Genomic DNA, 22,590 nt, shown 5'->3' with positions numbered 1-22,590 from the left:
CAATTTTCGATGAGAGGATTTTTGCATGCGTCGTTCGTTCGTCATGGTTTCCTTGCTTGCCTCTGCGGCCTTGGTGGGGGTGACCCACGCAAATCCGGCACCCAAGGCCAAGGTGGCGGCAAAGGCAGAGCCCGCGCCAAAGGCGACCGGGGCTGAAATCGGCGCGTTCGGGCTCGATCTTGCTGGCATGGACACCAGCGTGCAGCCGGGTGACGATTTCGTGAAGTTCGCCGGCGGCAAGTGGGAAGCGGCCACCGAGATTCCGGCGGACAAGGCGACGTACGGCATGTTCAACCGCTTGGCTGACCGCTCGCTGGAACAGACCCGCACGATCCTGGATGCGGCGGCGAAGCGCCCTGGCGACAAGATCGGCGATTTCTATGCGAGCTTCATGGATGAGGCCGCGATCAACGCCAAAGGCATCGATCCGATCAAGCCCTGGATCGCCGAAATTCGCGCGGCGGGGGACAAGACCGCGCTGGCGGCCGAAATGGCGAAGCTGCAGCGCACCGGCGTCGGCGGCCTGTTCCGGATGGGCGTGGGCCAGGACGACAAGGCCCCCGACACCTATATCGTCGGGCTCAGCCAGTCGGGCATCGGCCTGCCGGACCGCGATTATTATCTGAAGGACGACCCCAAGCTCGCCGACACGCGCGCAAAATATCAGGCCTATCAGGTGCAGATGCTGGGCCTGGCGGGCGTCGACGATGCCGCCGCGCGCGGCGCAGCGGTCTATGCCTTTGAAAAGGCGCTGGCGACCGCGCATTGGGACCGGATCAAGTCGCGCGATTCCGATCTGACCTACAATAAGTGGTCGGCGGCTGACTTCGCGACCAAGGCCCCGGGCTTCCCGTGGGAGGTCTATATGAAGACCGCCGGGACCGCAGGCCAGGCCAATTATCTGGTCGGGATGCCGAGCGCGCTGACCGACGAAGCCAAGGCCTTTGCCGATGCCCCCGTCCAGGTGGTGCAGGATTTCCTGATCCTGCGCTTGTTGCGGAGCTACGCCGGCGTTCTCGCCAAGCCGATTAACGATGCCAATTTCGCTTTCTACGGCACCGTGCTGAGCGGTGCGCCGCAGCAGCCGGTGCGGTGGAAGCGCGGCGTGGGGATCGTCAGCGGGGCGATGGGCGAACAGGTCGGCCAGGCATATGTCGAGCAATATTTCCCGCCCGCGACCAAGGCGGCAGCGGACCAGCTCGTCAAGAACATCATCGCGGCGATGAGCGTGCGGCTCGACAATCTCACTTGGATGGCCCCGGAAACCAAGGTGAAGGCCCATGCCAAACTGGCGGCCTTCACCCCCAAGATCGGCTATCCGTCGAAATGGCGGGACTATTCGGCATTGACGGTCAAGCGCGACGATATCGTCGCCAATGTCGCGGCGGCCAATGCGTTCGAATATGAGCGCGATCTGCACAAGCTCGGCCAGCCGATCGACCGCACCGAATGGGGCATGACGCCGATGACGGTGAACGCCTATGCCAATCCGCCGATGAACGAGATCGTGTTCCCGGCCGCGATCCTGCAGCCGCCGTTCTTTGATGCCAAGGCCGATCCTGCGGTCAATTATGGCGGCATCGGCGTCGTGATCGGGCATGAGCTGAGCCATCACTTCGACGATCAGGGCCGCAAATACGATCCGACCGGCAAGCTGACCGATTGGTGGACGGCTGAGGACGTCAAGCGCTTCACCGCGATGACCGACAAGCTGGTCAAGCAATATGACGCCTATGAGCCGCTGCCCGGCCTGCACATCAAGGGCGGGCTGACGCTGGGCGAAAACATGGCGGATCTGGCCGGGTTGGCGCTGGCTTATGATGCGTATCACCGTTCGCTCGGCGGCAAGCCCGCGCCGGTGATTGATGGGCTGACCGGCGACCAGCGCTTCTTCCTGGGCTACGCACAGGTCTGGCGGATCAAGTTCCGCGAGCCCGCTTTGCGCTCGCAAGTGATTTCGAACGAGCATTCGCCGGGCCCGTTCCGCACCGTCGAAGTGCGCAACGTCGATGCCTGGTACAAGGCGTTCGGCGTGAAGGCGGGCGAGAAGCTGTATCTGGCCCCGGCTGACCGCGTGAAGGTCTGGTAAAGGCCATATGCTGCACCGCGCCGCCCGGCATGGGTGGCGCGGTGTAAGCGTGTCTGGCCGCTTTGCCCTTGACGCTCCCGGCGCATCGCCCAATGCAGGGGACGATGGCATCGCTTCCAACGTCCCCGACCGCGTCGCGCGGCGCAGCCTTGATCGCGGTCACCTGCGGCTGCGCGGCTGCGGCGATCATTCTGGTGGTGATAGGCAGCGCGCCGATTGCGGCAGCGTTTCTGGCGACCGCACTCGTCGCGACGGGGGCGATGCTGCTGTTCCGTCGCCTGTTCCCGCGCACGACCGAACTCGCTGCCGAGCCGGACTGGAGCGTCGCGCGCACGGTCGCCGAAAGCAGCCCCGATGCGATTGCGGTGACCGATCGTGCCGGGCGGCTGGTATGCGCCAACAATAGATACGAAACGCTGTTCGGCGGTTTTGCGACGCCACCGGGCCTCCCCTTCGACGCCACAGGGGTGGAGCTTCTGGGGGCGGCCGGGCGTGCCGCGTGGCGCGACGGGACCGCTGGCGTCGCGCGTCTCCTGATCAAAGGCGCGCAATTGTCCGCCGAAGTGACGCGGGCCGGGGAAGACGGGAATCTGCTGGTCTGGCGCTTCCACGCCACGCAGGGCCTGGATCTCGCTCAGACCATGGAAAATCTGATCTCCGGGGGAACGGGCGATCGGCTCGGCAGTGCCGGGATCATGGCGGCGCTGATCAATCCCGATGGACGGATCCGGGCGGCCAATCGGGTACTGCGCGCGCGCGCGATGGGGCATGAGGAAGGCGCGATCGTCGGACGCGACTTTGCGCGCTTTCTGATCACCGATTCGCACGGCATGGCGCGGTTCGAACGCGAAGGGTTGGCCCGCAACCCGTTGCGCGTTCTACAAATTCCCTTCCTCGATGGCGAAGACGCGCCGATGCTGGTCGCGCTGATCGACGAGGAAGAGAACAGCCAGCCCGCCATCGGCGAAAGCGCCGCTGCGCATATCAAGAGTCTCGTGTCGTTAATGCCGTTCGGCGTTGCCTTGATTGGGGCCGATGGCCGCTTCGTGCAGATGAACGATGCCTTTGCGCGGGCGGCGGCGGTCGATCCGCACAGCCCGCCCATCTATCCCGGCGATCTGCTGGTGCGCGAAGACAAGGGCGTTGTCGCCGATGCGATCCGGCGCTTTGCCGGAGGCGCGACGCATTCGACCGATCTTGCGGTGCGGTTGAAGGACCATCCCGACGAACCGGTGGCCCTGTCGATCGCGGGCGCGCGCGGGCTCGGCAATTCGGCGGTGCTGCTGAGTCTGAAGGACAATAGCGAGGAAACGCGGCTCAAGCGCGAAGTGGCACAAGCGACCAAGATGCAGGCGGTGGGGCAGCTCGCCGGTGGTGTCGCGCATGATTTCAACAACATCCTGACCGCGATCATCGGCCATTGCGACTTGATGCTGATGCGCCATTCGCCCGGCGACAGCGATTATGACGACATCCAGCAGATCCGCGCCAATTCGAACCGCGCCGCCAGCCTGACGCGCCAATTGCTCGCCTTTTCGCGCCAGCAGACGCTCCGCCCGCAAGTGCTGCAACTGCCCGACGTGATTTCGGAAGTGACCAATCTGCTCAAGCGCCTGTTGGGCGAGAGCGTGACGCTCACCGTCAAGCATGGGCGCAATCTCGGGCCGGTGCGCGCCGATCCCGGGCAACTCGAACAGGTCGTCGTCAATCTCGCGGTGAACGCGCGCGATGCGATGATGTCGAAGGATCCGCGCGGCACCGGCACGCTGGCGATCCAGACCTATGCGGTCACCACCGCCGAAGTGCGCAAGCTGGCCTCCGATATCCTCCCGGCGGCCGATTATGTCGTGCTGGAAGTGGCGGATACCGGTGGCGGCATCCCGCCCGACGTGCTGCCCAAGATCTTCGAGCCGTTCTTCACTACCAAGGAAGTGGGCAAGGGGACGGGCCTCGGTTTGTCCACCGTCTACGGGATCGTCAAACAATCGGGCGGTTATATCTTCGCCGATAATGTGAAGGCCGGGTCGCGCGGACCGGCGGGGGCGGTGTTCACCATCTATCTGCCGGTCCATACGGCGGGCACCTTGGCGGAGGCACCACCGGCGCGGATTTTGCCGCGCGAGAAGCCGGTCGATCTTTGGGGTACGGGCACGATCCTGCTGGTCGAGGATGAGGATATGGTGCGCGCCGTCGCCGAGCGGGCGCTGACGCGGCAGGGCTATACCGTGCTTTGCGCCGAACATGGCGAGGCGGCGCTGGAGTTGCTGGCATCCGGCCCAAAGCCCGATCTGCTCATATCGGACGTTATGATGCCGCTGATGGACGGGCCGACCATGGTGCGTCAGGCACGCGCGCGCTATCCCGATCTGCCGATCGTGTTCATGTCCGGCTATGCCGAGGAAACGATCCGCAAGTCGATCGACCTCGACAATGTCGCCTTTCTGGCAAAACCGTTTTCGGTGCAACAGCTTGCAGAAGCGGTGCGGGCGGTATTGGGTGCGAAATGATTTGGTGCATTACGGCATGCCCGGCTAAGGGCCTAGTATGAGCGGGCCACAGACTATTTTGATCGTCGAGGACGAACCCTTGATCGCGATGATGATCGAGGATTTTCTCGATGTCTTGGGAAAGCGTCATGGCGGCACGGCCGATACGGTTGTGGCGGCGCTGGCGTTGATCGAAGCCGGCGGTATCGACGCCGCCATCCTCGATGTGAATTTGCGTGGCGGCGAAAAGAGCTTTCCGATCGCGGCGGCGCTCGCGGAAAAGGGCATTCCCTTCGTTTTTGCGACCGGCGGCTCGCACGATAGCGTCGCCGACGCGTATCGGGATCGTCCGACCCTGGCCAAGCCCTTCACCATGGACGGGGTTTCCAAGGCGTTGGCCGCCCTGGCCTGATCTGGATTACCCAAACAAAGCTGGCTGATCGCGGACCCATAGCGAGGCTGCGCCGTTTCTCCTGCCACAATCCCGGCACGGAGACCGATCGTGGCATTTTCCAGTACAGACCTTTCCCCCGCTGCTTTGATGGACCCGCAAACGGTGGGGCCGAAGCCGCCGTTCGAGCGCCAGAGCCAGCCATGGCCCGGCCTCGCGCGCGATATGCGGCCCCGGCCCGACCATGGCGAATCGAGCTATCGCGGCTCCGGTCGCCTGGCGGGTCGCAAGGCGCTCATCACGGGCGGAGACTCGGGGATGGGACGCGCTGCCGCCATCGCCTATGCGCGCGAAGGGGCCGATGTTGCGATCAACTATCTGCCCGATGAAGAGGCGGATGCGCAGGAGGTGATCGACCTGATCCACGCGGCGGGCCGCACGGGCGTCGCAATCCCGGGTGATCTGTGCAGCGAAGAGTTCTGCAAGACTCTGGTCCAGACCGCCATCGATGCGCTGGGCGGGCTGGACATTCTAGTCAGCAATGCCGCCCGGCAACAAACGCACGCTTCGATCCTGGATATTTCCACCGAGGAATTCGACCGGACGATGAAGACCAACATCTACGCGCCGTTCTGGCTGATCAAGGCAGCGCTGCCGCATCTGGCACCAGGATCGGCGATCATCGGAACGACGTCGGAACAGGCAACCGACCCCTCCGAAGACCTGTATGACTACGCGCAGACCAAGGCGGCGACGACCAATTATGTGCGCAGCCTCGCCAAACAATTGGCATCGCGCGGGATCCGCGTGAACGGCGTTGCACCCGGACCGATCTGGACGCCTTTGCAAGTGTCCGGTGGCGCGACGATGGAAAAGCTCGAGCAGTTTGGCGGCCAGACACCGCTCGGACGCCCCGGACAACCGGGCGAACTCGCCGGAATTTACGTTCTGCTGGCCGAAAGTGGCGCCAGCTACGCCACCGGCCAAGTCTATGGCGCAGCGGGCGGTAGTGGGATGCCGTAACCGCGCAAATTTTTTGAAAGAGGCTGTCGTTCTACTCTTGTTCCGAAAGAACAAACGCGATACACACTGCATCACGCATTGAACGCACCCGGCGTTCGGTCTAGCGCAGGAGGCTACCAATGGCGGTATCGTTGAAGGTCATCGACAGCAAAATGGCAGCCTCAGACAAGCAAGCAGACAAAGCCACCGCAGAACGCGCCAAGGCGCTGGAAGCGGCGCTCGCACAAATCGACCGGGCGTTTGGCAAGGGGTCGGCGATGAAGCTCGGCTCCAAGCAGACGATGCAGGTGGAGGTGATCTCGACCGGCTCGCTGGGGCTCGACATCGCTTTGGGCGTTGGCGGCTTGCCGCGTGGCCGCGTGATCGAGATTTACGGGCCGGAAAGCTCGGGTAAAACCACGCTGGCGCTGCATGTCATCGCCGAAGCGCAAAAGGGCGGGGGCACGGCGGCATTCGTCGATGCCGAGCATGCGCTCGATCCGGTTTATGCCAAGAAATTGGGCGTCAATATCGATGAGCTGATCGTGTCGCAGCCGGATACGGGCGAGCAGGCGCTCGAAATCGTGGATACGCTGGTGCGCTCCAACGCGATCGACGTGCTGGTGGTCGATTCGGTCGCGGCTTTGGTGCCGCGCGCGGAAATCGAAGGCGAGATGGGCGACAGCCATGTCGGCTTGCAGGCGCGGCTGATGTCGCAATCGCTGCGCAAGCTGACCGGCTCGATCAGCCGCTCGCGCTGCATGGTGATCTTCATCAACCAGCTGCGCATGAAGATCGGCGTGATGTACGGCAACCCTGAGACGACGACGGGCGGCAATGCGCTGAAATTCTACGCCTCGGTGCGCCTCGACATTCGCCGCACCGGGCAAATCAAGGATCGCGACGAGATCATCGGCAACACCACGCGGGTGAAGGTCGTCAAGAACAAGGTCGCGCCGCCGTTCAAGCAAGTCGAATTCGACATCATGTATGGCCAGGGCGTGTCCAAGATCGGCGAGATTCTCGACCTGGGCGTCAAAGCCGGGCTGGTCGAGAAATCGGGCGCGTGGTTCAGCTATGACAGCGTCCGCATCGGGCAGGGGCGTGAGAACGCCAAGACCTTCCTCAAGGAAAATGTCGAGATGTCCGATCGTCTGGAAAAGGCGATCCGCGCGCGGACCGACAAGGTTGCCGAGGAAATGATGGCAGGCGCGGAACCCGATGAGGGTGACGACGAGATGTGACTTTCGCCCCGGTCTGCTGCGGCGGACCGGAGCCGGGGATGGCGGCAGTGCACGGCTGCGTCCCCACCCACGATGGCGGTATCGAGCGCTCTCGGTTCCGTCGCAGAGACCGGGAAGGCCCGCCAGCGATGGCGGGCCTTTCATATGGCGGGCTGTGGCCTGCGCAGAGTTGCCGGGTGGCGAAGCGACGCATTGCGCACCCAAAGCCAGTGTGTGGCTTGGCTGCCGCGCGCCTGCTAGGATGGGGCACCAAGCCGACCCGGAGAGCTCTCATGACCTTGATCGTCCATCATCTCGAAAACTCGCGCTCGCAGCGGATTCTGTGGATGCTGGAGGAACTCGGGCTCCCCTATGAGATCAAGCGCTATGAGCGGAACAAGCAGACGATGCTGGCCCCGCCGGAACTCAAGCGCATTCATCCACTGGGCAAGTCGCCGGTGCTTGAGGACACCGAAGTCGGCGATGTGATCGTCGAAACCGGCGCGATCGTCGAGTATCTGGTCGAGCGTGGCGATGGTCGGCTGGGGCCGCCCGCGCACCGCGATGCGGTGCTGCGCTATCGCCAGTTCCTGCACTATGCCGAAGGATCGATGATGCCGCCGCTGCTGGTATTGCTGGTGGTCAACCGCATCCCGCTGCTCGGCAAGACCGCCGCCAAGCGCATCCAGCCGATGATCGACGTCCATCTCGATTATGTCGAAGCCGAGCTGTCGAGCCGTCCCTGGTTTGCGGGCGACACGATCACGGGGGCCGACATCATGATGAGCTTCCCGCTGGAAGCCGCACGCAGCCGCGCGGGCCTCGATGCGTCGCGCCCGGCGACGATCGCCTGGCTCGACAAGATCCACGCGCGCCCGGCCTATCAGGCCGCGCTCGCCAAGGGCGGGCCCTATGCCTATGCGTGAGACGGCGTAGCGCGGCGACGCGGGATGTTTTGCTCCCCGCCCACCGTTCGCCCTGAGCCTGTCGAAGGGCACCCCGCCACAGGCATGCGTTCGCTTCGTGACGACGGGGCTTCGACAGGCTCAGCCCGAACGGTGATTGGGCAGACCTGCCTGCAGACACCACCGCTGGTCTGCGTACGGAATGTTAGAAAGCCGCGCCCTTTCCGCGACCCTGCTACGCGTGATCCGCCCGAGGCAGTTCGTTCAAGCCGATCTCAGGTGGCTCGGGCGCTTCCAGCGTCCCCTCCCATTTGGCGATGACGCTGGCGGCGATCGCATTGCCGACGACGTTGGTGGCGGAGCGCCCCATGTCCAGAAAATGATCGACCGCGAGGATCAGCAACAGCCCGGCCTCGGGGATGTGGAACACCGGCAGCGTCGCGGCGATCACCACCAGGCTGGCGCGCGGCACGCCGGCAATGCCCTTGGAGGTGATCAGCAAGGTCAGCAACATGGTGACCTGCGCGCCGATCGAGAGATGGATGCCGTACGCCTGGGCGATGAATAAAGACGCGAAGGTCATGTACATCATCGAGCCGTCGAGATTGAACGAATAGCCTAGCGGGACGACGAAGCCCGCGATCTTGGGCGGGACGCCGAAGCGCTCCAGCGCCTCCAGTACGCGCGGCAGCGCGGCTTCGGACGAGGCGGTGGAAAAGCCGATCATCAACGGCGCGCCGATGTACCGCAGCAAGCTGCGCGTGCGCGGCCCCACGATGAGGTAGCACAGGCCGAACAGCAGCGCCCACAACACCGCCAGCCCGAAATAGAAGCTGCCCATGAAGTAAGCGAGGTTCTTGATGACGCCGGGGCCCTGCTCGGTCAGCGTGGCGGAGACGGCGGCGAACACCGCGATCGGCGCGAACATCATCACATAATTGGTGATTTGCAGCATCACCGCGACCAAAGCCTCGGTCGCGCGGACGAGCGGCGCGGCTTTCTCCCCGACCGCAGAAATCGCGACGCCGAGGAACACCGAAAAGACCACGATCTGCAGGATCTCATTGGTTGCCATCGCATCGAAGATCGACGAGGGCACGACATGGGTGACGAACTTGGCGAGATCGAACCCGGCTTTGTCGAGCCCGGTGCCCTCGGTCACGGGCGGCACCACCAGATGCGGCGTGAGGCCGAGCACTTCACCCAGCGCCGCGGTGACATGGAACAGCACCAGCCCGAGCGAGAGCGACAACAGGCTCGCGCCGACGAACCAGGCGACGGCGCGCAGGCCGATCCGCCCGAGCGCGCCGGTGCCGCCCATATGCGTGATGCCGACGACGAGGGTCGAGAGCACCAGCGGCGCGATGATCATCTTGATCAGCCGCAGGAACACCGTGGTGATGATCGAAATATAGCCGGCAATCTCCTTCAGCTTCGCTGCGCTGGCGGGGGTGCCGTCATTGATCGTGGCGTTGAGCGTCCATCCCACGGCGAGGCCAAGCACCAGCGCGATCAGGATATAGGTCGTCAATCGCTTCGCCACGTGTCACCCCTTATTGTCGTTCGTGTCATCAACGGGAGAAAGTGCGAGCGGTCAAGCCGAAGTGCCGCGATGCTGCGTTGCGGCGGCCGCTTTCCGCTGGCACAGCTACGCCAAGGACAAAGGGGCGCGAGATGATGAAGACGCTGACGCGGCGTGGGTTTGCGGCTGGAGCGGCGGTGCTGCCGGTGCTTTCGTCCAGTGGCGTTCTGCGCGCGGCCGAACCGGATCTCGGTGGCTTGCGCAACCTCGCCAGTGGCGCAACGCCGATCGGGCCGGACGAGCGCCGCGCGCGCATCGCCCGCGCGCAGGCGCTGATGAAGGCGCAGGGCATTGGGGCGGTACTGATCGAATCGGGGTCGAGCCTGGTTTATTTTACCGGCGTGACCTGGTTTCGCAGCGAGCGGCTGACCGCCGTGATCCTGCCCGTCGAGGGCGAAGCGTGCATCGTCACGCCGTTTTTCGAGGAACCCTCGGTCCGCCAGACGCTGGGGGTCGCGGCGGATGTTCGCGTCTGGCAGGAGGATGAGGATCCGCTGAAGCTGGTCGCGGGCTTCCTGCGCGAACGCAAACTAGCGGAGCGGTCGATCGGCATCGAGGAAACGGTGCGCTATTTCGCGGTCGATGGCCTGGCGCGCGCGCTGCCGGGGCCGGGGTCGAAGATCGTCTCGGCCAATCCGGTCGTGCGCGGGGTGCGGATGCGCAAGACCGCGCCCGAGATCGCGCTGATGCAGACCGCGACCGACGTGACGATCGCCGCCTATCGCTGGACCTGGCCGCGCGTGGAAAAAGGCATGAAGCCCGCCGACATCGCCGCGCTGATGAACGCCGCCACGCGGCAATTGGGCGGCGCGCCCGAATTCGCGTTGGTGTTGATCGGCCCGGCGGCAGCGCTGCCGCATGGCAGCCATGAGCCGCAAGTGGTGGCGGACGGGCAGATCGTGCTCATGGATTGCGGCTGCACCGTGCAGGGCTATCAATCCGACGTGTCGCGCACCTTCGTGTTCGGCAGCGCGAGCGCGGAACAGCGCACGGTGTGGGATCAGGTCCGCGCTGGCCAGGCCAAGGCCTTCGCCGCCGCGCAAATCGGCACGCCGGCGGGGGCGGTGGATGATGCGGTGCGCGGCTTCTATGCCTCGCTCGGCTATGGGCCGGGCTATCGCTTGCCCGGCCTGTCACACCGCACCGGCCACGGCATCGGGCTTGACGGGCATGAGCCGGTCAACCTCGTCCACGGCGAAACCATGCGGCTGGCCGAGGGCATGTGTTTTTCGGATGAGCCGGGGCTTTATCTGCCAGGCAAGTTCGGCGTGCGGCTGGAGGATTGCTTCCACATGACCGCGACCGGGCCGAAATGGTTCAGCGTGCCGCCGACGTCGATTGATGCGCCGTTGGGGTGAGGGGGTTTTACTCTGTCCACTTTCGGAAAGGATGAGTAAAACGGTAAGGCGTGTTGGAGACCGGTCCATGCTGTTGTTGCTGGCGAGCCTTGCCGTATTTTCGAGGCCCCTGACCTACCAAGAAGCCCGCGCGCTCGCGCTTCAAGCGCCTTATGCATCGGAAGCCGAGAGAAGGGGTGCTCGCGTCGCCACGCGAAAGGGGACGAAGGATGGTGACGGATGGACCTTCCGGCTGTTCGCCCGAGACTGTGTTTTGCAATCTTGTCTGATCGGCTGGGTTCACGTGGACCGGGGAACGGGCGAGATCACCGATCCGGTGAGCGAAAAGCCTATAAATTCGCGGCATCTTACTGTCGTTGAGGCCGATCTGCGGCAATAAGCACGGGCTGAGGCAAACCTTTATTTTCGAGGTGAAGGCTGAGACCACAGGCTGGCCGGGAACGTCTCGATGACTCGGCCTGCCGCATCCGCCACCGAAAACGTGTACCAATATCGCTTGTCTGTGCGCCCTCCCGCATATGCACAGGCAATGTTCCTCATCAAAGCGGTGCGCTCCACGGGTGACAGCGTCGTCCATTTATCCGGCAGGACGTAGACGCCGAGGTTCTTGGAGCCGTCCAGAATGCCTATGCGCAAGGGGTAGGCAAAAATATCGCCCGTGCGGGCATCCGCCCGCGCCCAGCACGCACGTGCGACTATCTTCTCGTGAACCGTCTGTCGTGGAAAAGCTTGGGCTTGGGCCTGATAAATGCAGCCGCAAAGCAGCGCTAACGATGCGATCGTCGTACGAGCAAGATACATCGGTTACTCCGCTACCCTAGCGCTTCCATTGAGCTTTCAGCCAAGTCCGTCCTCGCGACTGCGCCTCGCCTTCGCCGGGGAAGCGCGTCTTGGGGCGGCCCGCTCTCATCAGATCAACGCCGCTGCGAACGCGCTCTTGTCGCCATGCCAGCGCGCCTTTGCCGCGTCGCGGTCTTTCTCCGCCGCCGCCGTCTGCCCCAGCGCGGTCAGCGCGTCGGCCCTTACCGACAGGCTCACCGGGTCGAGCGGGCGGCGGGTGAGGGCGGCGTTGGCTTGCGCTAGCGCTTGCTGGGCGTCGCCTGCGGCCAGCAAAGCGGCGGCGAGGCTGCGTTCGGTCGGATACCACCACACGGGCGGATCGTCGAAATGGGTCAGGACCTTGGAGGTCTCGATCCTGGCCGCCGTGCGATACGCTTTCACCGCGTCGGCCGGGCGGTGTTCCAGCATGGCTGCGCGGCCTTCCAGCACGGCCTTGGCGATGCGCATCAGCGCGGTTGCCTGCAGGCTGGCATCCTCTTTATCGGCAGGGCCAGCCCGCAGCGGGATCGCCGCCGCTTCGGCGCGGACGGCCGCCGCATTGCCGAGGCGCGCGTACGCTTCGCCGCGCGCATAATGGCGATAGGCGCGCAGGAAACCGTACGCCGCGCCGGGTTCGGGCAGCGCCAGCACTGCCGCCGGATCGGCGAAGCGGCCTTGCGCGAAATAAGCGGTGCCGCCGACCATTTGCTGGAACGGATCGGATTTGGGCGCGCGCGATAGCGCCCCGAGGACCGGCGCGGACAGCGCCAGCGCATCTTTCGCGTCGCCCGCGATCAACGCGCCGCCAATGCCGAAATGGACGTTGTGCGCGTGGTAAGGCTGGCGGAACACGCCGTCTGGCTCGGGCGCATGCGCGGCCTTCGCATCGGCCACGCCCAGCGCGGCCGCGCGGACATTGGCGTCGGCGGCGTCCTGATAGCGGCCGATCCAGTAATAAGTGTGGCTCGGCATGTGGATCAAATGGCTGGCGGCGGGGGCGAGCGCGGCGAGGCGGTCGGCATAGGGTTCGGCGCGCGCCGGGAAGCCGCTCATCTCGGTCGCGTGGATGTAGAAATGGATGGCAGGGGTGAAAGCCGGATTGCGCTTGAGCACCGTCTCCAGCAGCGCGACCGCGCGCGGCAGCGTGTCGCTGCGCTCGCCCAGCGCCGCCGGGATCATCCAGGCATCGGCGGCGAGCGTCAGCAGCTCGTCGCTGTCGGGATGGGCGACCGTGATCGCCTCCATCGCACGGGCGTAGGCGATGTCGCCCTTCCCCTTGCCGCCGCCATCGCGGTAGCGCAGCGCGAGGGCTGCGAGCAGTTGCCGCTCGAGCAGCGGGCCGGTCGCAGCCATCGGGATCGCCGCGTCGACCAGCTTGCCCATCTTCACTTGGGTGGCGGCATCGACGGGGAAGTTGATCGTCGGGCCGCCCGACCAGGCTTCGCCCCACCGGCACATCGCGCAGGTCGGGTCGAGTCGCGCGGCCTCGGCAAAGGCGGCGCGCCCGGCGTCGTGCGCGAAGGCGTGGCTGAGTTGCAGGCCGTTGTCGAAAAACGCCTGGGCTTGCGGCTTGGCGGTGCGGATCGGGAGCGCGCCCGCGCCGAAGCCGGGCAGGAGGCGCGCGACGCTGGGAGCGATGGTGTCGTCGCCGCAAATCGCGTGCGGCGGCGCGCTGGCGGTGGCGCGCGTCACCTCCGCCGTGGGGGCGAGCAACAGCAGCAGTGGCGCAATCTTCAACACGCGCATCATGGGTCCCCGGGTAAGTTCCCTGCGCGATAGCGGATCGCGACAAACCGAGCCATGCTTGAGATACGCTCGCGCCTCGCCTAAGCACCGCGCATGACCCAGCTCTCGCTCTCGACCAACGACATTCGTCGCAGCTTCCTCGAATATTTCGCGGCCAATGGCCATGCGAAGGTTCCGTCCGCGCCGTTGGTGCCGCAGAACGACCCGACGCTGATGTTCGTCAATGCCGGGATGGTGCCGTTCAAGAACGTGTTCACCGGGCTGGAATCGCGGCCTTATTCGACCGCGACGTCTTCGCAGAAATCGGTGCGCGCGGGCGGCAAGCATAATGACCTCGACAATGTCGGCTATACCGCGCGGCACCACACCTTTTTCGAGATGCTCGGCAATTTCTCGTTCGGCGATTATTTCAAGGAGCGCGCGATCACGCTCGCGTGGAATTTGCTGACCAAGGAATGGGGGATCGACCCCAACCGGCTGACCGTCACCGTGTATCACACCGATGACGAAGCGTTTGATTTGTGGCGCACGATCGCTGGATTGCCGGAAGAGCGCATCATCCGCATCGCCACCAACGACAATTTCTGGTCGATGGGCGACACGGGCCCGTGCGGGCCGTGCTCGGAAATCTTCTTCGACCATGGCGACCATATTTATGGTGGCCCGCCGGGAAGCCCCGAGGAAGATGGCGACCGTTTCGTCGAGATCTGGAACCTCGTCTTCATGCAGTTCGACCAGGCCGCCGATGGCACGCGCACGCCGCTGCCGCGCCCGTCGATCGACACCGGCATGGGGCTGGAGCGCGTGGCCGCCGTGCTGCAGGGCGTGCACGACAATTATGATACCGACACCTTCAAGGCGCTGATCGCGGCCTCGGTTGCGCTGTCGGGGGCGCCGCTGACGGCCGAGACACAGGCGAGCCACCGCGTGATTGCCGATCATTTGCGCTCGTCGGGCTTCCTCGTCGCCGATGGCGTGCTGCCCGCCAATGAGGGGCGTGGCTATGTGCTGCGCCGGATCATGCGCCGCGCGATGCGTCATGCGCATCTGCTGGGCGCGAAGGAGCCGTTGATGCACCGGCTGGTGCCGGCGCTGGTTTCCGAAATGGGCGCGGCGTATCCTGAGCTGGTGCGCGCGCAGGCGTCGATCGAATCGACCTTGCTGCAGGAGGAAAATAGCTTTCGGAAGACTCTCGATCGAGGGTTGAAGCTACTTACCGACGAGATTGAAAAGTTGCGGAATACAGCCCCTATGGCAATGGGCGCTGGCGTTGGCTCCAAGCTGTATACCTTGCCGGGTGACGTGGCTTTCAAACTTTATGATACTTACGGCTTTCCCTATGATTTGACCGAGGACGCGCTGCGGGCCGAAGGTTTCGGCATCGATCGCGCCGGGTTCGACACCGCCATGGCGGAGCAGAAGCGCGCAGCGCGGGCCGCGTGGAAGGGATCGGGCCAGCGCGCTTCGGACGATGTGTGGTTCGACATTGCCGAAGCGAGCGGGAGCACCGAATTCATCGGGTACGCCAGCGAAGAGGGCGAAGGGCAGGTCGTCGCGATCGTCAAGGATGGCGCGCGGGTCGAGCGCGCCGGGCCGGGCGAGACGGTCGAGATCGTCGTCAATCAGACGCCCTTTTATGCCGAGAGCGGCGGGCAGGTCGGCGATACCGGCACGCTGACGGCAAGCGGCGTGCTGGCGCATGTCGAGGATACGCGCAAATATCTGGGTCGCCTGTTCGCGCATCAGGCGAAGATCGAGCAGGGCGAGATCGCGGTTGGCGATGCGCTGCATCTGACGATCGACAGCGGGCGGCGCGACCGCATCCGCGCCAACCATTCGGCGACGCATTTGCTGCACGAGGCGCTGCGCCAGCGCCTCGGCCTGCATGTCGCGCAAAAGGGCAGCCTGGTCGCGCCCGAGCGGTTGCGCTTCGACTTTTCGCAACCGACCGCGATCGACCCCGCCGCACTGGCGCAGGTCGAGGTCGACGTGAACCACCAGATCCGCGCCAATGGCCCGGTCTCCACGCGGTTGATGACGCCCGACGAGGCGATCGCCGAGGGCGCAATGGCGCTGTTCGGCGAGAAATATGGCGATGAGGTCCGCGTCGTGTCGATGGGGCGCGAGGGCGATGAGATCTATTCGCTCGAACTGTGCGGCGGCACGCATGTCCGCGCATTGGGCGACATTGGCCTGTTCACCGTGGTGAGCGAAGGCGCGGTGTCGAGCGGCGTGCGCCGGGTCGAGGCGCTGACGGGTGAGGCCGCGCGGTCTTACCTCACCTCGCGCGACGAGAAATTGCGCGAGGCGGCGACGGCGCTGAAATCCTCGCCCGACGAAGTGCCCGCGCGCGTGGCCGCTTTGGTCGAGGATCGGCGGCGGCTGGAGCGTGAACTCGCCGAGGCCAAGAAGGCGCTGGCGCTGGGCGGCGGGGCCGGTGCGGCTGCGGCGGGGCCGGAAGAGATTGGTGGCGTGTCGTTCCTCGGTCAGGTGGTCGAGGGGCTCGATCCCAAGGGGCTGCGCGGCGCAGTGGACGAGATGAAGCAGCGCGTCGGCTCTGGCATTGCGATGATCGTCGCGGTCAATGAGGGCCGCGCGTCGGTCGCGGTCGGCGTGACGGCGGACCTGGTCGCGACGCGCAGCGCGGTCGATCTGCTCAAGATCGCGGTGGCGACGCTGGGCGGGCAGGGTGGCGGTGGCCGTCCCGACATGGCGCAGGGCGGTGGACCGGACGGCGCGAAGGGGGCCGAAGCGGTCGCGGCGGTGAAGGGGGCGCTGGCAAGCTAAGCGCTTACGCCGCAGTCTCGGTTGGCTGCGGCGGTTAGTCCTTGCTCAGGCGCGCGCGGATCAGGCGCGGCGCAACCTCCAGATCGGCGGCGGCCTTGATCTCCTGGCGCAGTTCGGCGCGCTTCTCGTGGATCGAGACGATTACCGGGCCGACCGCGACGCCGAGGTCGGTCAGCACTGCCTCGGCCAATTGCAGCGAGCTTTCCAGCGTCTCGGGCACTGCGTCGCTCGCGCCTGCTTTGTAGAGTTCGGCGGCATGGGCGGTGTCGCGTGCGCGCGCGATGATCGTCAGATCGGGCACCCAGCCGCGGACCCGCCGCGTAAGCGCAACGCTCAGCACCGGATCGTCCATCGTCAGGATCAGCGCGCGCGCGCGGCCGAGATTGAGCCGGTCGACCAGTTCCGGGCGCACGACATCGCCGAAGATCACCGGATAGCCATCGGCACGCGCTGCCTTCACCGCGTCGATATCGGCCTCCACCGCGACATAAGGCTGGCCGTGGACCTTCAGCATGTCGCATACCATCCGCCCGACCCGACCGAAGCCGATCACGACGGTGCCGGGGCCTTCCTCCGGGATCGACGCCTCCGGTGAATCGCCCTGGCGACGCTCGATTCGCTTGGCCGCACGTTTGCCGAGCAAGGCGAGCAAGGGCGTGATCGTCAGGCCGATCGCGGTAACGGTCTGCCAGAAGCTGGCGAGACCCGGCGCGAGCAATTGCGCCTGGCCCGCCGCACCCAGCACGATCAGCGTCGTTTCGGACGGGCTGCCCATCAACATACCCGTCTCCGCCGCCACGCCGCCGCGGATCCCGGCCAGCCGCAGCAAGCCGAAGGTGACCAGCGCTTTGACCGCGACCACGCCGACGATGGCGAGGAAATACGACCCCCAATTGGCGAGGATCGCGCCGAGATCGACACTCATGCCGACGGTGATGAGGAACACGCCGAGCGCCAGGCCCTTGAACGGCGCGGTCATCACTTCGACTTCGCTGTGATAATTGGTTTCGGCGATCAGCAGCCCGGCGATCAGCGCGCCGACGATCGGCGACAGGCCCGCCGCCGTCGTCGCCAGGCTGGCGGCGATCACTACGAGTAGCGACGCGGCAAGGAACAACTCCGGGCTTTTGGTGCGCGCCGCCTGGGCGAACAATTTGGGCAGGAAGAAGCGCCCGCCAACGAACAGAATCGCGACGGTCAGAATCGCGCCGCCGCCAACGCGCGCGAACCCCATCCAGCCGCCCGCCGCCGCCATCGGACCCAGCGCGCCGAGGATGAAGATGATCGGCACCAGCGCCAGATCCTCGAACAGCAGCATCGCGAAGGCCGTACGCCCAACCGGGCTGGACGTGCCGGCGATCGGCAGCACCAGCGCCGTCGACGACAATGCGAGCGCAATGCCCAGCGCGAACGACCCGGTCCATGGCACATCCGTCAGCAAGTGTAGGCCCGTGCCGAGAATGAGGCCCGAGCCGATCAATTCTGCCGCACCCGTGCCGAAGACGAGTTGGCGCATCGACCACAGGCGCTTGAACGACAATTCCAGCCCGATCGAAAACAGCAACAAGACGATGCCGAATTCCGCGAACGGCTCGATCGCGTGCGGATCGGAAATGGTGATGTGGTACAGCCAGGGATAGCTGGGGACGAGCGCGCCGAGGCCTGATGGACCGACCAGCAACCCGACCAGAATGAAGCCGATGACGGGGCTGATCTTTGCGCGCGCAAAGGCGGGGATCACGAGACCCGCTGCGCCGAGGATGACGAGCGCGTCGCTAAAACCGGTGGAGTTTAAGGGAGATGCCATGGCGCTACTGTACGCAGCACAGCGGCGGCTTGTCAGCTTTTCCCTGACAAAAACGACGCTTGGTCGTCGACGGAGCAGTCGGCAGCCACCGGTCCGTTGGATCGGAGGCGGTAGCCGCCGTGCACATTTCAGGACTGGCTTAGGCCGAAGCGCCCATTGCCTGCTCAAGATTGACGCGAACCTGTTCGAAGAACTGCTCGGTCGTCATCCAAGGCTGATCGGGGCCGATCAGCAGCGCGAGATCCTTGGTCATGTGGCCATTCTCGACGGTCTGAATGCAGACGCGCTCGAGCGTTTCGGCGAACTGGGTCACCTCGGGGGTGCCGTCGAACTTGCCGCGATATTTGAGGCCACCGGTCCAGGCGAAGATCGACGCGATCGGGTTTGTCGAGGTTGCCTTGCCTTGCTCATGCTGGCGGAAGTGGCGCGTGACCGTGCCGTGTGCGGCCTCCGCCTCGACCGTCTTGCCGTCGGGGGTGAGCAGCACCGAGGTCATCAGGCCGAGCGAGCCGAAGCCCTGCGCAACCTGGTCCGACTGCACGTCGCCGTCATAATTCTTGCACGCCCAGACGAATTCGCCGTGCCACTTCAGCGCCGATGCGACCATGTCGTCGATCAGGCGATGTTCGTAGACGATGCCGGCTTCCTTGAACTTGTCCTTGAACTCGGTCTCGAACACTTCCGCGAACAGATCTTTGAAGCGGCCGTCATAGGCCTTGAGGATGGTGTTCTTGGTCGAGAGATAGACCGGCCATTTCAGGTTGAGGCCATAGTGCATCGAGGCGCGCGCGAAATCGCGGATCGAATCGTCGAGATTGTACATCGCCAGCGCGACGCCGGCCGACGGGAATTGGAACACTTCGCGGTCGATCACTTCGCCGTCATCACCGTCAAACACCAGGCGCAGCTTGCCCGGGCCGGGAACGAGGAAGTCGGTCGCGCGATACTGATCGCCGAAAGCGTGGCGGCCGACGACGATCGGGTGCGTCCAGCCCGGAATCAGGCGGGGCACGTTCTTGATCACGATCGGTTCGCGGAAGATGGTGCCGCCGAGGATGTTGCGGATCGTGCCGTTGGGCGACTTCCACATTTTCTTCAGGCCGAATTCCTCGACGCGGGCCTCGTCGGGGGTGATCGTCGCGCACTTCACGCCGACGCCATATTTCTGGATCGCCTTGGCGCTGTCGACGGTGATCTTGTCGTCGGTCGCGTCGCGGCTCATCATGCCGAGGTCGTAATATTCCAGATCGATGTCGAGATAGGGGAGAATGAGCCGTTCGCGGATCCATTGCCAGATGATCCGCGTCATCTCGTCGCCATCGATTTCCACGACGGGCGTCTTCACCTTGATCTTCGCCATCACGATCTTTCCTATGGGAGTTTCGAGGTGCGTCTAGGAGCATGGCGCGCGGCGATCAACCCGGCGCGGAACGACAGGTGCGCGGTATGATGATTGTGGCGCGGGGAAGCGTGGGGTAGGGAAGGGGGATGCTTCCACCCGAAACACCAAATTCATCCGCCGAAGCCGTGAAATGGCGTATCCCCGATCTGCACCCGGAAGGGCGCAAATATGTCGCGATCGCCGGGGTGATCGCGCTGGTTGCGTTGATCTGGTTCGGTTGGTTCGCGGCGTGGCCGTTGATCGGCATCACTTTATGGGTCGCGTTGTTCTTTCGCGATCCGGTGCGGGTGACACCGAGCGGCGAGGGGCTGATCGTGTCGCCTGCCGACGGTCTGGTGTCGATGATCCAGCGCGTTCCGGTGCCCCGCGAACTGGCCGGGCCGAATGGCCTGGGCGACGCGCCGCTGGTGCGCGTGTCGGTGTTCATGTCGGTGTTCGACGTCCACATCAACCGCACGCCGATTGCGGGGACGGTCAAGCAGGTCGTTTATATCTCGGGCAAGTTTGTGAATGCCGAGCTCGACAAAGCGAGCGAGGACAATGAGCGCCAGCATATCGTGGTCGAGGGCCGTCCCGGTGCCGACGGCACCGTGCGTCGGGTCGGCTTCACGCAGATCGCCGGGCTGCTGGCGCGCCGGATCGTGCCGTTCGTCAAGCCGGGCGACATGGTTGCAGCCGGGCAGCGTATTGGATTGATCCGCTTCGGCAGCCGCCTTGACGTCTATTTGCCCGATGATTGCACCTGTCAGGTGGTGCTCGGCCAGCGCAGCGTGGCGGGCGAGACCATCCTTGGTCGAATCGGCGGCACAGCGGCGACCGGGATCGCGCAGTGACGCTGCGGATTGCGGGCGTATGAGGTCGCCGTCTCGCAGGGCCGCAGCACGCGGGCTCCCCTTGCGCGCGGTCGCACCCAATGCCGTTACTGCGCTCGCTTTGTGTTCCGGCCTGACCGGGATCCGCTTTGCCATCGCCGGGCAGTGGGAAACCGCTGTCGTGATGGTGATGATCGCCAGCGTGCTCGACGGGATTGATGGCCGGATCGCGCGCATGGTGCGCGGCGAGAGCCGCTTCGGGGCCGAACTCGATTCGCTGTCGGATGCCATTTCGTTCGGCGTATCGCCGGCGCTGATCCTGTATCTGTGGTCGCTGAAGGAGTTGCCCCGCGTCGGCTGGCTGTGCGCACTGGTGTTCGCGGTGTTTTGCGCGCTGCGCCTGGCGCGGTTCAATGCCGCGATCGATGTTGTCGACCAACCGCATAAATCGGCGGGTTTCCTGACGGGCGCGCCGTCGCCGGTCGGTGCCGGGCTGGCAATGCTGCCGCTTTATCTGTGGTTCTGGACCGGGCTCGACTGGTGGCGATCGCCGCTGATCGTTGCGCCCTGGGTTGCGCTGATGGCGGCGTTGATGGTGTCGAGCGTCGCCACCTTCAGTTGGTCATCGCTGCGCCTGCGCAACAATATCCGCTTCGAGGCGATCGCGGTGGTCGTTCTGCTGGGCGCGGCGCTCATCTCCGCACCCTGGCATACGCTCAGTTTCCTGTGCGTCGCTTATCTGGCGACACTACCGTTCAGCATCGCCGCTTACGCCCGGATCAAGCGGCTGCGCGGAGCTGTGCCCGGGCCAGCGTCGGCGCGGACGTCACCCGAACCCGCAGACGCGGCTCCCTGACCGTTGCCTGGATTCGCGGGGCTGCGAGCGGATCGGCCCCATCGCGCAGGATTGCGAGGATCCGCGGCAATGCAGGTGCCAAGGTGAACCAGAAAACAGCGATGCTTGCGGCGAACGCACTCGCAAAGACCAAAAACCCGACAACAGCCATCGTTCAACTCCGTCATTCACGGTGAAGAGTCACAAAGTCGCAACATATACGGGCCGTGTTCCGTTCCACGTTCCGTTCTGAGACACGTTATGTTCTCATTGCGTTCCATCGTCAAGCGCTTTGACGGACTTGATTTGCCGGGGCGTCTCGGATAAAGGGCGCGCCTTCACACCGCATGGGAAGCACACATCACCGGTGTCTGCGCAGGGTTCGCCCTGTCGGATTACTCGCTTCCCAGAGGATCAACCGGAAAGGAACTATCTTATGGCGGCACCTGTCGTCTCCATGCAGCAATTGCTCGAAACGGGCGCGCATTTCGGCCACCAGACGCATCGCTGGAACCCGAAGATGAAGCCCTACATCTTTGGCGACCGCAACGGCGTCCACATTCTCGATCTGTCGCAGACCGTTCCGCTGTTCGCGCGTGCGCTCGAATTCGTCGCAGCGTCGACTGCTGCTGGCGGCAAGGTGCTGTTCGTCGGCACCAAGCGCCAGGCGCAGGAGCCGGTCGCAGAAGCAGCGCGTCGCTCGGGCCAGCATTTCGTCAACCATCGCTGGCTGGGCGGCATGCTCACCAACTGGAAGACCATTTCGGGTTCGATCAAGCGCCTCAAGACGCTGGAAGAGCAGCTTTCGGGCGACACGCACGGCCTGACCAAGAAGGAAGTGCTGCAGCTCACCCGTGAGCGCGATAAGCTCGAGCTGTCGCTCGGCGGCATCCGCGACATGGGCGGTATTCCCGACGTCATGTTCGTGATCGACGCGAACAAGGAAGAGCTGGCGATCAAGGAAGCCAACACGCTGGGGATCCCCGTCGTGGCGATCCTCGATTCGAACGTTTCGCCTGATGGCATCGCCTTCCCGGTTCCCGCGAATGACGACGCTAGCCGCGCGATCCGCCTGTATTGCGAAGCGATTGCGATCGCGGCGACTCGTGGTGGCAATGAGCAATTGTCGCGCCGCCAGGACATCGGTTCGATGGAAGCGCCGCCCGCAGAGGAAGCGCTGAGCGTTGCTCCGGCCACTGCTGCCGACATCACGCCGGCAACCGATGCGGCGCTGCAGGCCGAGTTGGCCGCAGAGACCGAGCGCCAGATCGACGCGTAAGCGTCGCTGAATTGTAACGAGGGTCGCCTAGCGGCCTTCCCATTGCCGTTCGTGCTGAGCTTGTCGA

The 22,590-nt window shown here is 64.7% G+C and carries 17 protein-coding genes; 12 read left to right on the top strand and 5 right to left on the bottom strand.

Features of this window, described 5'->3' with window-relative positions; genetic code table 11:
• Positions 1-25 precede the first annotated feature (25 nt).
• From H4W01_RS10155 to H4W01_RS10130, 6 genes are all read left to right on the top strand, one after another.
• Positions 26-2,089 (top strand): M13 family metallopeptidase, encoded by a 2,064-nt coding sequence (locus H4W01_RS10155; RefSeq protein ID WP_010403157.1) that lies wholly within the window; start codon positions 26-28, stop codon positions 2,087-2,089.
• Between the two features lie 104 nt (positions 2,090-2,193).
• Complete coding sequence (locus H4W01_RS10150) at positions 2,194-4,596, top strand: response regulator (RefSeq protein WP_209610892.1); 2,403 nt, start codon at positions 2,194-2,196, stop codon at positions 4,594-4,596.
• A gap of 37 nt (positions 4,597-4,633) precedes the next feature.
• Positions 4,634-4,987 carry a response regulator gene (locus H4W01_RS10145; RefSeq protein ID WP_010403155.1) on the top strand — a complete coding sequence of 118 codons (354 nt, stop codon included), beginning with the start codon at positions 4,634-4,636 and terminating at the stop codon, positions 4,985-4,987.
• Positions 4,988-5,116: 129 nt separating this feature from the next.
• Complete coding sequence (locus H4W01_RS10140) at positions 5,117-5,989, top strand: SDR family oxidoreductase (protein WP_209613320.1); 873 nt, start codon at positions 5,117-5,119, stop codon at positions 5,987-5,989.
• 119 nt (positions 5,990-6,108) lie between these two features.
• On the top strand, positions 6,109-7,212 hold the full coding sequence (gene recA / locus H4W01_RS10135; RefSeq protein WP_010403152.1) for a recombinase RecA: 1,104 nt from the start codon (positions 6,109-6,111) through the stop codon (positions 7,210-7,212).
• A 272-nt stretch (positions 7,213-7,484) separates the two neighbouring features.
• Positions 7,485-8,117: a glutathione S-transferase family protein gene (locus H4W01_RS10130; RefSeq protein ID WP_209610891.1), complete on the top strand. Its 633-nt coding sequence runs from the start codon at positions 7,485-7,487 to the stop codon at positions 8,115-8,117.
• 214 nt (positions 8,118-8,331) lie between these two features.
• Here H4W01_RS10130 and H4W01_RS10125 read toward each other — a convergent pair whose 3' ends face one another.
• On the bottom strand, positions 8,332-9,639 hold the full coding sequence (locus H4W01_RS10125; RefSeq protein WP_209610890.1) for a dicarboxylate/amino acid:cation symporter: 1,308 nt from the start codon (positions 9,637-9,639) through the stop codon (positions 8,332-8,334).
• Positions 9,640-9,770: 131 nt separating this feature from the next.
• Between H4W01_RS10125 and H4W01_RS10120 the strand changes: the two genes are divergently transcribed.
• Together H4W01_RS10120 and H4W01_RS10115 are read left to right on the top strand one after the other, a co-directional pair.
• Positions 9,771-11,036: a M24 family metallopeptidase gene (locus H4W01_RS10120; protein WP_209610889.1), complete on the top strand. Its 1,266-nt coding sequence runs from the start codon at positions 9,771-9,773 to the stop codon at positions 11,034-11,036.
• 67 nt (positions 11,037-11,103) lie between these two features.
• Entirely contained in the window at positions 11,104-11,415 is a 312-nt protein-coding gene (locus H4W01_RS10115; protein WP_209610888.1) for a hypothetical protein, read from the top strand.
• Positions 11,416-11,435: 20 nt separating this feature from the next.
• On the opposite strand, the gene H4W01_RS10110 is transcribed toward H4W01_RS10115, so the two are convergent.
• Entirely contained in the window at positions 11,436-11,837 is a 402-nt protein-coding gene (locus H4W01_RS10110; RefSeq protein ID WP_209610887.1) for a hypothetical protein, read from the bottom strand.
• A gap of 108 nt (positions 11,838-11,945) precedes the next feature.
• Positions 11,946-13,601 (bottom strand): hypothetical protein, encoded by a 1,656-nt coding sequence (locus H4W01_RS10105; protein WP_334685226.1) that lies wholly within the window; start codon positions 13,599-13,601, stop codon positions 11,946-11,948.
• Between the two features lie 93 nt (positions 13,602-13,694).
• Between H4W01_RS10105 and alaS the strand changes: the two genes are divergently transcribed.
• Positions 13,695-16,388, top strand: coding sequence for an alanine--tRNA ligase (gene alaS, locus H4W01_RS10100; RefSeq protein ID WP_209610885.1), 2,694 nt, complete (start codon positions 13,695-13,697; stop codon positions 16,386-16,388).
• A 34-nt stretch (positions 16,389-16,422) separates the two neighbouring features.
• Here the strand turns inward: alaS and H4W01_RS10095 are convergent, their stop codons facing one another.
• Positions 16,423-18,195, bottom strand: a complete 1,773-nt coding sequence (locus tag H4W01_RS10095) for a cation:proton antiporter domain-containing protein (RefSeq protein WP_209610884.1) — start codon at positions 18,193-18,195, stop codon at positions 16,423-16,425.
• A 139-nt stretch (positions 18,196-18,334) separates the two neighbouring features.
• Positions 18,335-19,555: an NADP-dependent isocitrate dehydrogenase gene (locus H4W01_RS10090; protein ID WP_010403143.1), complete on the bottom strand. Its 1,221-nt coding sequence runs from the start codon at positions 19,553-19,555 to the stop codon at positions 18,335-18,337.
• Between the two features lie 128 nt (positions 19,556-19,683).
• Between H4W01_RS10090 and H4W01_RS10085 the strand changes: the two genes are divergently transcribed.
• The 3 genes from H4W01_RS10085 to rpsB all read left to right on the top strand — a co-directional run bounded on the left by H4W01_RS10085 (position 19,684) and on the right by rpsB (position 22,523).
• A complete protein-coding gene (locus H4W01_RS10085; RefSeq protein WP_209610883.1) occupies positions 19,684-20,430 on the top strand; it encodes a phosphatidylserine decarboxylase in 747 nt (248 codons plus the stop codon).
• A gap of 19 nt (positions 20,431-20,449) precedes the next feature.
• A complete protein-coding gene (locus H4W01_RS10080) occupies positions 20,450-21,265 on the top strand; it encodes a CDP-alcohol phosphatidyltransferase family protein (RefSeq protein ID WP_209610882.1) in 816 nt (271 codons plus the stop codon).
• Positions 21,266-21,680: 415 nt separating this feature from the next.
• The gene (gene rpsB / locus H4W01_RS10075; protein WP_209610881.1) at positions 21,681-22,523 is read left to right on the top strand and encodes a 30S ribosomal protein S2; all 843 of its coding nucleotides are present in this window, start codon (positions 21,681-21,683) and stop codon (positions 22,521-22,523) included.
• Positions 22,524-22,590: the final 67 nt, after the last annotated feature.

This window comes from Sphingomonas sp. PL20, assembly GCF_017875905.1.
Lineage (GTDB): Bacteria > Pseudomonadota > Alphaproteobacteria > Sphingomonadales > Sphingomonadaceae > Sphingomonas > Sphingomonas echinoides.
This window is presented reverse-complemented; position numbering and strand designations above follow the sequence as displayed.

Bases quoted from the DNA above. Each gene is read 5' to 3' on its own strand.
- H4W01_RS10155 (WP_010403157.1), top strand. From the start codon at position 26: ATGCGTCGTTCGTTCGTCATGGTTTCCTTGCTTGCCTCTGCGGCCTTG.
- H4W01_RS10150 (WP_209610892.1), top strand. From the start codon at position 2,194: ATGGCATCGCTTCCAACGTCCCCGACCGCGTCGCGCGGCGCAGCCTTG.
- H4W01_RS10145 (WP_010403155.1), top strand. From the start codon at position 4,634: ATGAGCGGGCCACAGACTATTTTGATCGTCGAGGACGAACCCTTGATC.
- H4W01_RS10140 (WP_209613320.1), top strand. From the start codon at position 5,117: ATGGACCCGCAAACGGTGGGGCCGAAGCCGCCGTTCGAGCGCCAGAGC.
- recA (WP_010403152.1), top strand. From the start codon at position 6,109: ATGGCGGTATCGTTGAAGGTCATCGACAGCAAAATGGCAGCCTCAGAC.
- H4W01_RS10130 (WP_209610891.1), top strand. From the start codon at position 7,485: ATGACCTTGATCGTCCATCATCTCGAAAACTCGCGCTCGCAGCGGATT.
- H4W01_RS10120 (WP_209610889.1), top strand. From the start codon at position 9,771: ATGATGAAGACGCTGACGCGGCGTGGGTTTGCGGCTGGAGCGGCGGTG.
- H4W01_RS10115 (WP_209610888.1), top strand. From the start codon at position 11,104: ATGCTGTTGTTGCTGGCGAGCCTTGCCGTATTTTCGAGGCCCCTGACC.
- H4W01_RS10110 (WP_209610887.1), bottom strand. From the start codon at position 11,837: ATGTATCTTGCTCGTACGACGATCGCATCGTTAGCGCTGCTTTGCGGC.
- H4W01_RS10105 (WP_334685226.1), bottom strand. From the start codon at position 13,601: ATGCGCGTGTTGAAGATTGCGCCACTGCTGCTGTTGCTCGCCCCCACG.
- alaS (WP_209610885.1), top strand. From the start codon at position 13,695: ATGACCCAGCTCTCGCTCTCGACCAACGACATTCGTCGCAGCTTCCTC.
- H4W01_RS10095 (WP_209610884.1), bottom strand. From the start codon at position 18,195: ATGGCATCTCCCTTAAACTCCACCGGTTTTAGCGACGCGCTCGTCATC.
- H4W01_RS10090 (WP_010403143.1), bottom strand. From the start codon at position 19,555: ATGGCGAAGATCAAGGTGAAGACGCCCGTCGTGGAAATCGATGGCGAC.
- H4W01_RS10085 (WP_209610883.1), top strand. From the start codon at position 19,684: ATGCTTCCACCCGAAACACCAAATTCATCCGCCGAAGCCGTGAAATGG.
- H4W01_RS10080 (WP_209610882.1), top strand. From the start codon at position 20,450: ATGAGGTCGCCGTCTCGCAGGGCCGCAGCACGCGGGCTCCCCTTGCGC.
- rpsB (WP_209610881.1), top strand. From the start codon at position 21,681: ATGGCGGCACCTGTCGTCTCCATGCAGCAATTGCTCGAAACGGGCGCG.